Origin of the sequence: Streptomyces sp. NPDC013187 (assembly GCF_042899705.1) — a bacterium.
In the GTDB taxonomy this organism is placed as follows: domain Bacteria; phylum Actinomycetota; class Actinomycetes; order Streptomycetales; family Streptomycetaceae; genus Streptomyces; species Streptomyces hawaiiensis_A.
On the sequence record NZ_JBIBAF010000024.1, the window covers coordinates 1 to 14,461 of the forward strand.

Sequence of the window (14,461 nt, forward strand, 5' to 3'; positions counted from 1 at the left end):
CGGGCCTCGGCCAGCGGCTTGCCCATCTCCAGGGTCATCAGCAGCGCGAGGTCCTCGGTGCGCGCGATGATCAGGTCGTAGGCGCGGCGCAGGATCTCGCTGCGCTGGCGGGGTGGTGTGGCGGCCCAGGCGGCCTGCGCGGCCACCGCCGCGTCGACGGCGCGCTGCCCGTCGGCGGGGGAGGCGTCGGCGACCCGGCACAGTTCCTCGCCGGTGGCGGGGTTGTCGACGGGCAGGGTCCGGCCGGACTCCGCGTCCTGCCAGGCACCGCCGATGAACAACTGCTTGGGAACATCACGGACGACAGTCGTGGTCATGGCTGTGGCTCCTGAACTCTGAATCAAGTGGTGTTGCGGACGGGCGACCGCTGAGCGTGACGCCTGTGGAGAACGGACGCCCCCGCCGGCGCCGCCCAGGCGCCCGCCCGCAGGAAAGGTGGGTCAGGTGAGGGGCTCGACGGGGAGGGCACTGGCGTTCTGTCCGTTGCGGTGGCCGCCGAGTTTGCGGACGAGGGCGACCAGGGCGAGCGCGAGGATGGCCAGGGCGATGAGGACGGCGCTGACAGCGGTGACGGTCGGGTCCACGTCGAACTGGAGGGCGTTGAAGACGAGTACGGGCAGGGTGCGGGTGTCGGGTGTCGACATGAACTGGGCGATGAAGAACTCGTCGAAGCTGGTGATGAAGGAGAACACCGCGGCGGCGATCAGGCCGGGGGTCGCCAGCGGGAACGTGATGCGGCGGAAGACGGTCATGCGGCCGGCGCCCATGCTGGCCGCCGCGTCCTCCAGCCGCTCGTCGATTCCGCGCAGGGTGGAGATCAGGATGAGGACGGCGATGGGTGCGGCGAGCACGGTGTGCCCGAGGGCGATCGCCAGAGGGCTGCCGAGCATGCCGACCGGTTCGAAGAACAGGAACAGCCCGAGCGCGATGACCACTTGGGGGATGAGCATGGGGGCCAGGACCAGGCCGTAGACGGCCGCGTGCAGCGGGAGACGGCCGCGGGCCAGGGCCATGGCGGCGGTGGTTCCCAGGATGAGGGAGAACACCGTGGTCAGGGAGGCGATGAGGCTGGACAGTGCGATGGAGGTGGCCCAGTTCCCGCCGGGCGCGGCCATCTGCTCGTACCAGCGGGTGCTGTAGTGCTCGGGCGGGAAGGTGCCGATGCCGTCGGCGCCGAAGGAGGTGACCAGGATGATCACGATCGGCATGGCCAGGAAGAGCAGGATCGCGGTGGCGCTCAGGGCGCGGCCGACGTGTCCGGCCCGGGTGGGAGGCAGTTCCATCATGAGCTGCTCCTTCGCTCGTGTGTCTTCTTGCGGCGGAGCTTGGCCAGGCCCAGCACACCGAGGCCGGCGAAGGTGAGCAGGAGGAGGATGACGCCGAAGGCGGCGGCGGAGTTCCACTGGTCCTGCTTCATCACCTGCTGGTCGATCAGCGCTGCGACGACGGTCTGCTTGTCGCCGCCCATCAGGGCCGGGGTGATGTAGTAACCCAGGCACAGGATGAAGCTGAGCAGGCCCGCGGTGCCGATCCCCGGGGCCACCAGCGGCAGGTAGATGCGGCGGAAGACCGTCAGCCGGGAGGCGCCGAAGCCTGCCGCGGCAGCCAGCAGCCGACCGTCGACGCCGCGCATCACGCCCTGCAGAACCAGGACGGTGTACGGGAGCATCACCGAGGTGGTGCCGATGACCACACCGATCTCGTTGTAGAGCAGCGAGAACGGTGCGCCCGGTACGTGCGCGGAGGTCAACAGGGTGTTGATCAGGCCGTGTTCACCGAGCATGATGATCCACCCGTAGGTGCGCACCAGGGCGCTGATGAAGTGCGGTACGACCACGATCAGCATCGCCAGCGCGGCGAACACGGGCCGCATCCGGGCGATGGCGTGCGCCAGGACGAATCCCACCAGCAGACTCAGCACCGCGGTTTCGGCGGAGATCCGCAGGGTCGACATCAGCACCGACAGGTTCACGCCGCTGAGGGCGTCGGCGTACCAGTGGAGGGTGAAGCCGCCGGTGTCACCTTTGAGGCTGAGGGAGAGGACCCCGATGATCGGGTAGACGAACAGCACCAGCAGGAACACCGTGACGGGAACGGCGTTGACCAGCGCGATCCGCGAGCGGTGGCCGCGCATGGCGGATGCTTTCTTGACACGCACCTTGCCGGGTGCGATAGCGGTGCCGGCCACGGCTCACCCCCCGTCCGTTCCGTCGAAGACACTGACGTCCTCGGGGTCGGCGGTGACGCAGACGCGTTCGCCGGGGCGGGGCGGAGTGTGGGCGGTCTCGATACGCAGCGGCGGCGTCTCCGGAGCAGCGCCGTCCAGGCGCACGGTGATCCGGGTCAGCGAACCGCAGTACACAGCCGTCTCGACCATGCCGGTACAGCAGCTCTCCTCGGCGCTGACCAGGCGGAGCTTGCTCGGCCGGACCGCGGCCCGCACCCTCTGTCCCGGCGCGCACGGGTGAGCGCGGGCTTTGAGAATGCCACCGGTGTCCAGTCGCACCGGCGTGCAGCCGTCCGCGGTCGTCTCCTCCACCTTGCCGGTGAGGAAGTTGGCGGCGCCGAGGAAGTCCGCGACGAACGGGGTGCGGGGGTGTTCGAACAGGCCGCGCGGAGTGTCGAACTGCTCGATACGGCCGTCCTTCATGATGGCGATGCGGTCCGACAGGACCAGCGCCTCTTCCTGATCGTGCGTCACGTAGATGACCGTCAGGCCCAGTTCGCGCTGGATGGATTTGATCTCGGTCTGCATCTGGTCGCGCAGCTTCTTGTCCAGCGCCCCGAGCGGTTCGTCCATCAGGACGATCGGCGGGCGGTAGACCAGCACCCGGCACAGGGCGACGCGCTGCTGCTGCCCGCCGGACAGTTCGCGGGGCTTGCGGCCGGCGAACTTCGACAGGCCCGCCGCCTCCAGCGTCTCCCCCACGCGGCGGCGGATCTCCTCCTTCGCCACCCCACGCAGTTGCAGGGGGAAGGCGACGTTCTCGGCGACCGTCATGTGCGGGAAGAGCAGGTACTGCTGGAAGACGAAACCGAAGTCACGCTTGCCGGGGTTGAGTTCGGTGATGTCCCGGCGGTCGACGGCGATGGTGCCGGAGTCGGGTTCGGTGAACCCGGCGAGCATCATCAGCGTGGTGGTCTTGCCGGAGCCGGAGGAGCCGAGGAAGGTGACGAACTCACCCGCCGCGATCTCCATGTCCACCCCGTCGACCACCGTCGTCCCGCTGTAGGACTTCCGCAGGCCCGTCACCGACAACGACTTGCCCGTCGGCGCGTTGGACCGTGGTGCCAGCACCGCGGCGAGGTCGTCAGCCGACAGTTTCCCGGCGTTGATCGTGTTGGTCCTCTCAGGCATCCGCCCACTCCTGCCAGCGCTTGGTGACGGCGTCACGGTTCTTGTCCCACCAGGCCACATCCGCGTCGAACCCGACCTTCAGGTTCTGCGGCGACGTCGGCAGGGTGGCCAGGACGTCGTCCGAGAGCAGCTTGATGGCGCCGGGAACGACCGGGCCGCCGGGGTAGAGCTTGGCGAAGGCCGCCTGCACCTCGGGGCGCAGGGAGAAGTCGATCAGCTTGTAGGCGGCGTCCGTGTTGTCCGCGCCCTTCGGGATGCCCCAGCCGTTGGTGAGCCGCCGGGCACCGTTCCACTGGTAGGCGACCGGCTGGCCCTGCTTGATCAACTCGTCGGCGCGGCCGCCGTAGAGGCTGGTGGCGACGACTTCCTTGCGGCCGATCAGGACGGCCGGCAGGGCGCCGGTGTTCCAGAACTTCTTCACTCCGCCGCGGATCCTGGACATGGCCTTGAAGGCCCGGTCCACGTCCAGCGGGTACAGCCTGTCCAGCGGCACACCGTCGGCGAGCAGGGCGAACTCCAGCTCCGGGATGTCGACCTCCGCGCTCTGCAGGGAGCGCGGACCGGCGAAGGTGTGGGTGTTCCAGAAGTCCGCCCAGTTCTTGGGGGCGCGCTTCAGGCTGTCCGTGCGGTAAGCCATCAGGCTGCACCACACGTTCTTGCCGACCGCGTGCTCCGGCAGCTGGTGCTCCGGGATGCCGGCGCCCTTGACGCTCTTCAGACGGTCGTGGTCGATGGGCTCCAGACACTCCAGGCGCGCCATCTTCTGGAAGACCAGCAGCGAGTTGTCCATCAGGTCGACCTGCGGGCGGCCCTGCTTGACCTGGGCGATGACCTGCGCCGACTGGTAGGTGACCGTGGTGACCGTGATGCCGGTCTCCTTGGTGAACGGCTCGTAGATCGCCTTGCTCAGGGCGTCGTTGTAGGCGCCACCGCTGTTGCTGACGACCAACCGCTTCTTGCCGCCGCCACTCGTCGAGCCGCGGCTTTCGCCGGAGCCCATGAGGGTGCCGCAGCCGGTCATGGCGCCGGCAGCGGCCAGAGCGCCTGCGGTGCGGAGGAGGGTTCTGCGTCCTATCAGGTTGCCTTCCATGGCGGTGCCTCCTGGGAAATCGCTGGGGATGCGGGAAATCCGTGATGCGGGACGTACAGGTCCCGGTGCGGGGGGCTTTTGGGCGCCGACGATCGGCGGAGGGAACGCTCGAGGCTCAAAGGGCCCGCCGAGCGTGACCGGGGGGAGGGAAAGAGAAGAAATGAGATGAGCGGTGTTGCCGCGTAGCCGTGACGAGGCAATCAGCGCGAGGCATTCGGGACGGTCGACTCCGCACGGCAACGCCGTTGGCAGGCGACGCCCATGCAGCGGTGCCGTGCGGGACCGGTGCCGGCTGCGTGTCAGATGCCGAGCATGGTGTTGAGCTCGTCGAGGGACTTCACGGTCACGTAGTCGTAGCCGTGGGTCACCGGGTCGTAGCCGCGGTCCAGGAGGATCAGGTTGCGGAAGCCCATGTCGTGCATCGGCATCAGGTCGTAGCGCGTGTGGGAGGAGACGTGCACGAAGTCCTCGGGGGACGCGCCGAGCTGGTCGAGCATGTACTCGAAGGCGGCGTAGCGGGGCTTGTAGTAGCCGGCCTGCTCCGCCGTGTAGACCGCGTGGAAGTCGGCGCCGAGCTTGGGCACGCTGCCCTCGAGGAAGGAGTCGTCCGCGTTGGAGAGGATGACGAGCTTGTACTTCTCGCCCATCTTCTTCAGCGGCTCGGGAACATCGGCGTGGGGCCCCCAGCTGCGGACGCCGTCGGCGAACCGCTTGCCGGCGTCCGGGGCCACCTTCAGGCCCCACCGGTTGCAGATCCGCTCGAAGGAATCGTGCAGCACCTGCTCGTAGGAGTAGTACGTGCCGCGCACCTGGTCGTAGCGGTAACCGCGGAATTCCTTGACGAACTGGTCCCACTGGTCGGCGGGGATCTGGTCGCCGACCAGCTCACGGGTGATGGGAGTGATCTGGTAGTTGATCAGCGTGCCGTAGCAGTCGAACGAAACGTACTTCGGACGGAACTGCAAAGAGGGGATTTTGTTACTCATGAAGAATTTCCGATCTTTCTCTGCGGGGATTGGATGGGAGCGTGGCCTTTTCAGGCATGCCCGTGTCGGGTTTCTCTGAGTTGCGCGTTGACGTCCCTCAGGCTCACGGCCAGGGCGCGCTCGATGTTGGTCCAGTCGTCCTTGGCGTGAGCGAGGAGGTACTCACGCCGTTCGGGTGCGCGCTCAGCCCGCCAGTTCATGAGAAGCGCGCGCAGCGTGAGGCGGGCCAGTGCGGCAACCGGGAGCAGGGGGAGTTCCGAGTCCTCGACCGGCCGCTCGCGCTGGTATCCGGCGGCGAAGGCGCAGGCGTCCCGCCAGGGCTGCTCCGGTGTCCTGCCGAGCAGGTTCGCCATGGGCACGGCGGGGTCGAAAATCACGGCGCTGCGTACTGTGTCGCCGAAGTCGATCACACCGGTGACGAAGTGATCGTCGCTGTTCGGATCCACCACGACGTTGTAGGGACTGAAGTCACCGTGGATCACTTGCGTCTCGAGATCGCTCAGCCTCGGGACGACAGCTTCGTCGAAGTTCCAGAAGACCTCTCGGGCCAGTCGGCGGTGCTCCGGGTTCGGTGTGTACTGCACCAGGCTGGTCAGCCGGTGGAAGTGGCGGATGTCCCACACCAGGCCGCGTCTGTCCGCGGGGTGTGTGAAGCCCTTCAACGCCACGTCGACTCGTCCCAGCATCGCGCCGGCCTTCGCGAGCTGCTCCGCGTCCGGGCTCGTCTGCGCCAGCACCGGACCCGCGACGAAGTCGAAGACCCGCAGAAGCCGGGTCCTGCCGTCGTTCAGCCGGATGGTCACGCTGTCGTCTCCGTCGGCGGTCGGCTTCACTCGCTGGACCGGCAGCTGCGGAGCGGCGCTTTCCAGGAAGCGCATGGCGGCGGTCTGGAACTCGACGGTCGCCTCGGCCTCGTCAGGTGGTGAGACCTTCACGAGGTAGTCGCCGGCGTCGGTCTTCAGCCTGAAGGTGTCGTCCTTCTCGGTTGCCAGTCGCCCGAGACGCCCGTTGAGGCGGTAGTGCTTCTCGAGGAAGATGCTCACCAGCACCGCGTCGATGGGGTCGTGGGACGATGTCAGGCCACTCTCCTCGAGGAGCCGTTCAGCGAAGTCGGTAGCCGGTGAGGTGTTCACGGTCAGTCCCTTCGGCCAAGCTGCTACAGACGGTTCTTCGCGACCTCGGCGAAGGTCTCCAGGAAGCGGGTCACATCGGCGGAGTCGAAGGCCAGTGGCGGGCGGATCTTCAGCGTGTTCGCCGACTTGCCCGTGCCGTTGATGAGGATGCGGCGGTCGCGCATGTCATTGATGACGTCCTCGGTCAGCAGACGGTCCGGCTCCAGGGTCTCCCGGTCCTTGACGATCTCCACGCCGACGTACAGACCGGCGCCGCGCACCTCGGCGACGTAGGGAGAGTTCCTGGTGATCTCCCTCAGCCCCGCGCGCAGAGCGTTGCCGTTGTCCAGGACGCGCTGCTGCACGTTCTCCTTCTCCAGGACGTCCAGCACCGCGGCACCGGCGGCGACGGGGATCGAGCTGCCGCCGAAGGTGTTGAAGTAGCGGACGTTGCGTCCGAACTCCTCGCTGACCTCGGGGCGGAAGACCACGCCCGAGATCGGCATTCCGTTGCCCATCGGCTTGCCCATGGTGACGATGTCCGGCAGCACGCCGTGGCGGCTGAAGCCCCACATCGACTCCCCGAGCCGGGCGAACCCGGACTGGACCTCGTCCGCGATGTAGACACCGCCGGCCGCGTGCACCTCCTCCACCACACCCTGCATGTAGTCGACCGGATCCGTGAAGATGCCGTCGCTGGTGTAGGCACAGTCGGTGATCAGCGCCGCCAGGCGATAGCCGTGGCGCTCCAGGTCCTCGATCGCCCCGCGCACCTGCTGCCGCATGTGCTCGGCCGGCGTGGTCCCGGGTGCGGCCAGGCGCGGGTCGGGCGGATCGATGAGGCGGACGTTCGGACCCAGCGGTGAGCCCGAGCCCAGGTGCGGGGAGAAGCTCGCGACCTCCCGGGTGATGCCGTGGTAGGCCCAGCGCGTGACGATGATGCCCTCGCCGCCCGTGTGGAATCGCGCCACCCGCACAGCCAGGTCGTTCGCTTCCGACCCGCTGCACGCGATGCTCAGCTTCGACAGTTCCTCGGGGAAGGTCGCGAGGAGCCGCTCCGCGTAGTCGACCAGTGCTTCCTGGACGTAGCGGGTGTTGGTGTTGACCGCGGTCATCTGACGGGCGACGGCTTCGGCCACGTGGGGGTGGGCGTGCCCGACGCAGGGGACGTTGTTGTACGCGTCGAGGTAGTCGTTGCCGTCGCGGTCGATCAGGTGGGCCCCGTGACCGGAGACGAACTCGACCGGCTCCTTGTAGATGAGTGTGTAGCCAGGACCGAGCACCCTGTCGCGGCGCTCGATGGTCTCCTGGAGGTGTTGGGGGAGTTCGCCCAGTACCCCCGGGTCGAACCGGTTGGGGTAGTTGGCGATTGCCCGACTAAGCGTCGAAGTCATCTGCAGGCACACCTTCAGTCTTGTTTCTTCGAGGTTGCTCGCTGCTGTGGCTGAGACCATACCATTCCTCGTTCCAGTTCCAACCTGAAACTAGAAACTTTTTTTGGCGGTATCCGGCCGGGTGTCGCAGCGGCTGTACGCCGGCCAACGGGGGGCGGGCTGTACGCGGTCACGGTGAGGCGGCTGACGCCGACCAAGGGGGTTCGAAGGCGCGTGTCAGGGGATGGTGCGACGCGCCACTGGTCCGGGTACCTCTGTCAAGACGTCTCTTCCGGACGGTCGGCGGCGGGGTCGAGCAGTTCGGCGAGATGCAGGGCGCGGATGCCCTGGTCCCCGGCGAGGTGGTCGATCTGGGTGGCGCAGCTGAAGCCGTCGGCGACGACGGTTCGTCCGTCGAGGTGGTCGAGGCGTGGCTTGAGGGCCAGGTCGGCGACGGCCATGGAGGTGTCGTAGTGCTCGGCCTCGAAGCCGAAGTTGCCGGCGAGTCCGCAGCAGCCCTCGGCCTCGTCGACCTCGCGTACGCCCAGGCGGCGCAGGAGGTCGGCGGGGCGGCGGCCCTTGAAGGTGGCGTACTCGTGGCAATGGGTCTGCAGCACGACGTTCCGGGGCAGCCCAGGCGGGCTCCAACCCTGGTCGGCGAGGTCGGTCAGGGCCCCGGTGAGGGTGTGGACGCGGTCGGCCACGCGCCGGGCGGCACGGGTACCGAGGAGTTCGGGGAGGTCGCGTTTGAGGGCGGCGGCGCAGCTGGGTTCGGCCACGATGATGGGCCGGGTGTCGCCGTCGTCCAGGGCGGTGACGGTACGGGCCATGATCTGGCGGGCGATGGAGAGTTGTCCGGTGCTGACCCAGGTCAGTCCGCAGCACAGGTCGTCCTGCGTGGTGCAGGGGATGCCGGCGTCGGCGAGGACCCGGCTGGCCGCTCCCGCGATCTCGGGGCGGAAGGCGCGGGTGAAACTGTCGACGAAGAGCACGGCCTTCGCGGGCTCCGCGGGCCTTGCAGCGCGCAGCGTTTTGCGTAGCGTGCGGCGGGAGGCGAAGGACGGTATCCGCCGCTTGGTGGTGACGCCGCCCAGGCGGGCCAGGAGCTTGCCGAGCGGTCCGCGCAGCAGTGCGTTGACCGGGCGGGCGGCGTATCCGGCCAGGGCCGAGGTGAGGGGCAGCCAGCCCAGGGAGTAGTGGGAGCGGGGGCGCAGGCGGCCCTTGTAGTGCTGGTGGAGGAACTCGGCCTTGTAGGTGGCCATGTCGACGCCGACCGGGCAGTCGCTGGAGCAGGCCTTGCAGGACAGGCACAGGTCGAGGGCGTCGCGTACCTCGGTGGAGCGCCAGCCCTCTGTCACCGTCTCGCCGCGGACCATTTCCTGGAGCATGCGGGCCCGGCCGCGGGTGGAGTCGTTCTCCTCACCGGTGGCCCGGTAGCTGGGGCACATCACCCCGCCCGCATCGCTGCGGCAGCGGCCCACCCCGACACAGCGGCGCACCGCGCCGGCGAAGCCGTCCGCGTCGTGGGGGAAGTCGAACGTCGTGTCCACCAGCGGCAGTTCACGCAACGCGAGATCGGCGTCCAGCGGGGCCGGGTCGACGATCACACCGGGGTTGAGCAGTCCGTCGGGGTCGAAGACCTGCTTGAAGGCGGCGAACGCGGCGATCATGCGATGGCTGTACATGACCTTCAGCAGCTCACTGCGCGCCCGCCCGTCACCGTGCTCACCCGACAGCGTGCCGCCATGCTCCACGACCAGGGCGGCGGCCTCGGTGAGGAAGCGGCGCATCACCCCCCGGCCGTCATCGGTGGTCATGTCGAAGTCGATCCGCACATGCACACAGCCCGCGCCGAAGTGCCCGTACAACACACCGGTCAGGTCGTGCGTGGCCAGCAGCTTGCGGAACCCGCGCAGGTAGGCGGCCAGGTCCTCCGGGGCGACGGCCGCGTCCTCCCAGCCCGGCCAGGACTCTCCGCCGTCCACCAGCCGGGCGGCCAGCCCCGCCCCGTCCTCACGCACCCGCCACAACGACCGCCGCTCCGCAGGGCTGTCCACCACCCGGCCCCCGGTCAACCGCCCCAGGGCCTTCAGCACGCCGAGCAGCTCGGCGGCCCGGGCATGCACCTCGGCCGGGTCGTCACCCTCGAGCTCCACGTACAGCCAAGCCCGCCCCTCGGGCAGACCGGTGACGGAATCAGGGCCTCGGCGGGCGCGCATGGTCGCCACGATCGCCTCGTCCATGCCCTCCACCGCGCTCGGCGAGAAGCGCAGGATCTCCGGCACGTCCTCGGCCGCCGCGACCACATCCTCGTAGCCGAGCGTGAGGAGGGTGGAGGCCTGTGCGGTCGCCACCAGGCGGACCGTCGCAGCGGTGACGACCGCACAGGAGCCCTCAGAACCCACCAGAGCACGGGCCAGGTCGAAGCCGTTCTCCGGCAGGAGGTGGTGGAGCTGATAACCCGAGACCTGACGCGGGATCCGGCCCAGCTCGGTCCGGATCGGCGCCAGGTTCTCCTCGACCAGCCGCTTGAGATCGGCTTCGAGCCGGGCGACCGGCCCGGCGTCACCCGGATCCACCGGGTGCAGCCCGGCGTGATCGGCCACGGCCCGCACGCCGTCGGCCGTCACGATCTCCAGCGACACCACATGCCCACTGGTCCGCCCGTCGCGCACCGAACGGTTCCCGCACGCGTCGTTGCCGATCATCCCGCCCAGCGTGCACCGGCTGTGCGAGGACGGATCCGGACCGAAATCCAGACCGTGCAGGGCAGCCGCAGAGCGCAGCCCGTCCAGCACCACCCCCGCCTCGACCCGCGCGGTACGCGCCACGGGATCGATGTCCAGGATCCGGTTCATGTACCGGGAGAAGTCCAGGACCACTCCCGGACCGACGGCATTGCCGGCCATGCTCGTGCCGCCGCCCCGGGCCGTGACCGGCACACCCACCTCACGGCAGACCCGCACCACCGCCACCACGTCATCAGCGGTCCGCGGGAAGACCACCGCCCGCGGCGGCACACGGTAGTTGGAGGCGTCATAGGCATACGGGCCCGTCGCCCCTGCCCCGGTTTCGACCCGCACCCCGGGTGCGAGCTCGGCCAGCCGCACGACCAGCGTGTCGACGGCGGCCGTCATCGGCCCGCCGCCTTCGATGGGCCCGCTGCCTTCGATGGGCCCGCTGCCTGCGACGGGGTCGCGACGAGGACCCCACGGCGCTCCACACGTGTGCTCAGCATCTCTGTCCTGCGCCTACTTGATGACGTCGAGGAACTTGTAGAAACCGCCCGCGAAGGGCAGGAACCAGGGCGGTCCGAAGTGGCCGGGGATCCGCTTGAAGGGCAGGTCGCTCCAGGGGTTGGCGTCGGAGTCACCGTTCATGACCTCGGCCATCTGCTTGCCCATGTGGGTTGCCATCTGGACGCCGTGGCCCGAGTAGCCGAGCGAGTAGAACAGTCCGTCCTGCTCGCCGGCGTGCACCATCCGGTCCATGCTCATGTCGACCAGGCCGCCCCAGCAGTAGTCGACACGCGTCTGGGTGAGCTGCGGGAAGACCTCGGTCATCGCCTTGTGCAGGATGCGTCCGCTCTTCGCGTCCGACTGCTCGTTGGACATGGCGAACCGGGCGCGGCCACCGAAGAGCAGCCGGTGGTCCGGGGTGATCCGGAAGTAGTTCAGCAGGTTCAGGGACGTCGATGCCATCCGCCGGTTCGGCAGCAGCATGTCGCAGACGTCCTTGCCCAGCGGCTCGGTCACGATGATGAAGCTGCCGACCGGAGCGATCCTGACCTGGTGCCAGCGGAACGGCCGGGCGGTGTGGCCGCTGGTCGCGACCAGGACCTGGTCGGCCTGGACGGTGCCGCGCGGAGTGACCAGCTCGTGCTTGGTGCCGCCCAGTCTGTTGATCTGCTCGACCGGTGCCTTCTCGTGAAGGGTGACACCGATCCGCGCCGCCGCCTCGGCGAGTCCCTTGGTGAACTTGCCGACGTGCAGTCCGGCGCTCCGGGCGTCGACCATGCCGCCGTGGTAGCGGTCGGAGCCGATCTCGGTGTGCAGCTCGCTCTTGGAGATCAGACGGGTCTCGATCCCGAGCCGACCGGACATGATCTCGTGGGTCTTGCGCAGACCGTCGAAGTGGGCAGGCTTGGACGCCAGGTTCAGCTTGCCCGTGCGAGCGAAGTCGCAGTCGATGTTCTCTTCCTTGACGAGGTTCTCGATGGTGTCGACCGCGTCGTGGTAGGCCAGCAGATACCGCTTCGCTGTGTCGAAGCCGTACCGGGAGACCGCGGAGCGGAAACCGATCGACATGCCGAGGGTGGCCATACCGCCGTTGCGCCCGGACGCGCCGAATCCGACCGTCTCCTTCTCGAAGACGTGCACGTTGGCGCCCTTGCGCGCCAGGTGCAGCGCTGCCGAGAGGCCGGTCAGGCCGGCTCCGATGATCGCCACGTCGACGCGCCCGCCGATCTCGGTCCGGGATCTGTCCGGCCCCTGCGGAGCGGTGTCGAGCCAGTAGGGGGTGAACTTCATGTCGCTGCTCTCTCTCCTGCCAGTGCCGTCAGCCGCTCTTAACGCACGTGAGTCAGGCCTTGTGAGGTGCGTCGTAACCAGGGATCCCGGCCGCCGTTCGGCGACTCGCTGATCTGTCGGGTGTCGGAAGGGTGCTCGCTGCTGCGCTCAGACCATACCACTCTTCGTTCCAGTTCCAACCTGAAACAATAATTTGCGATCGGTTGACCGGTCGGGCGGCAGGAGGCGGCCGGGGGAGGCGGGAGGGTGTCCGTGGCGATGCGGAGTGCCTGATTCCTGCGATAACGCCTCAATGTAGGTCCCGGACAGGCAGGTGACCAGCGCCCTGCGCGAGGGACGTGCACCACCGCTGACCGTTCGAGTCGGCGGAAAGACGCTGATCGCGAGTGATACGCTCGCCCGCATGCGGTCAACTCGCTCTGACCGCAGGGCGATCAGCTCAGCGACGTCAACGACGTACCGGCGGCTGATCGCGCAGGGGTCCACCGTCTGATCGATGCTCGCTGCCGACAGTCAGTTGGTCGTCGACCCCCAGCCTCCTGGTCCGCAGCACCCGGCGATGCTGCCTCGGAGTGCCTCGGGGACCCTCCGGAGTGCATGACAGATGAGCCGAGAACCGTCCGGCAAGGCGAAAGACATGGACAACGGCCCCCTCCCGCCCGCCCAGGCGAAAGCGGCGGGCGTGCGGGAAGGGCCGACGGTCCCCGCGTCGCAGCCCGCGATCATCACCCCCAAGCCGGTCACTGCCCGATCGGCTTACCGGGCTCGCTATGGTCATCACGTGACCACCAACCCCACCTCTCGCGACTACAACAAGGCGTCGGTCCTCGACGTGGTCCTCACCCACGCGCCGCTGACACGGAACGACCTCATCGAACTGACGGGACTGAGCAAGGCCACGGTCTCCCGAGCGGTGGAGGAGTTGCGGGCCGACGGTTTCGTCGTGGACGGCGGGGTCGACGAGGTCACCGGACGCGGCCGCCGGTCCACCTATCTCGACCTGCCCGGCACGACCGGGCACGTGGTCGGGATCAGCTTCGGCGTACAGACCACCGGTGTGCTGGTGACCGACCTGAGGGGCCGAGAGATCCAGCACATGACGGTGCCGACCGCCGACCATCAGGAGGTCGCGGACGCCGCGCGATGGCTGGTCGGCCTGATCGCACAGGCCGCCGAGTCGGCCCAGGGGCCGCTGCGCCAGATCGTCGCCGCCGTGCCCGGCCGGGTCCGTAACGGTACGGAGATCTTCGGCCCCGCCGAGTCGATGAAGATCTTCGCGGGCCCCGGCCTCCACCGGGCCATAGAGGACCTGGTCGAAGCGCCCGTACTGCTCGACAGCGATGCCAACGCATCGCTGCTCGGGGTCCTCACCAACGACGCCACCATCACCAACGCCGCGCTCTTCAGCGTCAGCACGATCCTGAACTTCGCCAGCTGCACGGACCATGAACTCGCCCGGGGGAGCACGCCCGCCTTCGGTGACATCGGTGTGCTCTCCTCCGGAGTCGGGGACGAGATCCTCGACGAGCTGCTGAGCACGCGCGGCCTCCTGCGGTTCGCCCGCAAGCGGGGGCTCGACCTGGAGCGCGTCGAGGACCTCTGGGAGGAGTCGCACGACGAGGCGCCCCGCGCCGAGGTGCTGGAGGCGTTCACCACGGCCATAGTGACCGCCGTCAGCGTCGTCGCCGTCACCCTGGACCCGGAGTCGGTGTACTTCGTGGGCCGTCTGCGTCCGCTCGTCGACGAGGTGCTTCCCGAAGTGCGCGGACGACTCGACCGGAGCCTTCCGGTCGTCCCGGAGATCAGGACCGTTCCGCATCTGATCGGTATCTCGACGGCGCAGGGGGCGGTCTACGCGTGCCTGACGATGGCTCACGAACGGCTCCGGGAAGCCGTACTCGGCGCTCGGCGCCAGAGCCAGTCCGCCGCCGAGCAGTCGGCGCCGGCCTTCTGAGCCGACCCGTCGGCGGGCGGCGGGCGGGCGTAGGCCGGCACGGAGAAGCCGGGCCCCAC

11 protein-coding genes are annotated in these 14,461 nt (G+C 68.6%); 1 reads left to right on the forward strand and 10 read right to left on the reverse strand.

Annotation, left to right across the window (positions count from 1 at the left end):
* The 10 genes from ACFY5B_RS36250 to ACFY5B_RS36295 all read right to left on the reverse strand — a co-directional run.
* Positions 1 to 317: aldehyde dehydrogenase family protein (locus ACFY5B_RS36250; RefSeq protein WP_389978404.1), on the reverse strand; the 317-nt coding region annotated here is incomplete at its 3' end.
* Between the two features lie 123 nt (positions 318 to 440).
* Positions 441 to 1,286, reverse strand: a complete 846-nt coding sequence (locus ACFY5B_RS36255) for an ABC transporter permease (protein ID WP_389978406.1) — start codon at positions 1,284 to 1,286, stop codon at positions 441 to 443.
* The gene (locus ACFY5B_RS36260; RefSeq protein WP_389978409.1) at positions 1,283 to 2,188 is read right to left on the reverse strand and encodes an ABC transporter permease; all 906 of its coding nucleotides are present in this window, start codon (positions 2,186 to 2,188) and stop codon (positions 1,283 to 1,285) included. The genes ACFY5B_RS36255 and ACFY5B_RS36260 overlap by 4 nt, the downstream gene beginning before the upstream one ends.
* A 3-nt stretch (positions 2,189 to 2,191) precedes the next feature.
* Positions 2,192 to 3,358 (reverse strand): ABC transporter ATP-binding protein, encoded by a 1,167-nt coding sequence (locus tag ACFY5B_RS36265; protein ID WP_389978412.1) that lies wholly within the window; start codon positions 3,356 to 3,358, stop codon positions 2,192 to 2,194.
* Entirely contained in the window at positions 3,351 to 4,448 is a 1,098-nt protein-coding gene (locus ACFY5B_RS36270) for an extracellular solute-binding protein (protein WP_389978415.1), read from the reverse strand. The genes ACFY5B_RS36265 and ACFY5B_RS36270 overlap by 8 nt, the downstream gene beginning before the upstream one ends.
* 299 nt (positions 4,449 to 4,747) lie before the next feature.
* A complete protein-coding gene (locus tag ACFY5B_RS36275; RefSeq protein ID WP_389978418.1) occupies positions 4,748 to 5,413 on the reverse strand; it encodes a haloacid dehalogenase type II in 666 nt (221 codons plus the stop codon).
* Between the two features lie 71 nt (positions 5,414 to 5,484).
* Positions 5,485 to 6,567, reverse strand: coding sequence for a phosphotransferase (locus tag ACFY5B_RS36280; RefSeq protein WP_389978421.1), 1,083 nt, complete (start codon positions 6,565 to 6,567; stop codon positions 5,485 to 5,487).
* Positions 6,568 to 6,590: 23 nt separating this feature from the next.
* On the reverse strand, positions 6,591 to 7,940 hold the full coding sequence (locus ACFY5B_RS36285; RefSeq protein ID WP_389978423.1) for an aspartate aminotransferase family protein: 1,350 nt from the start codon (positions 7,938 to 7,940) through the stop codon (positions 6,591 to 6,593).
* Between the two features lie 257 nt (positions 7,941 to 8,197).
* Positions 8,198 to 11,056, reverse strand: a complete 2,859-nt coding sequence (locus ACFY5B_RS36290; protein WP_389978426.1) for an FAD-binding and (Fe-S)-binding domain-containing protein — start codon at positions 11,054 to 11,056, stop codon at positions 8,198 to 8,200.
* Between the two features lie 114 nt (positions 11,057 to 11,170).
* The gene (locus ACFY5B_RS36295; RefSeq protein WP_389978429.1) at positions 11,171 to 12,448 is read right to left on the reverse strand and encodes an NAD(P)/FAD-dependent oxidoreductase; all 1,278 of its coding nucleotides are present in this window, start codon (positions 12,446 to 12,448) and stop codon (positions 11,171 to 11,173) included.
* Between the two features lie 781 nt (positions 12,449 to 13,229).
* On the opposite strand from ACFY5B_RS36295, the gene ACFY5B_RS36300 reads away from it, so the two are divergent.
* A complete protein-coding gene (locus tag ACFY5B_RS36300; protein ID WP_389978432.1) occupies positions 13,230 to 14,402 on the forward strand; it encodes an ROK family transcriptional regulator in 1,173 nt (390 codons plus the stop codon).
* The last annotated feature ends 59 nt before the right edge of the window (positions 14,403 to 14,461 follow it).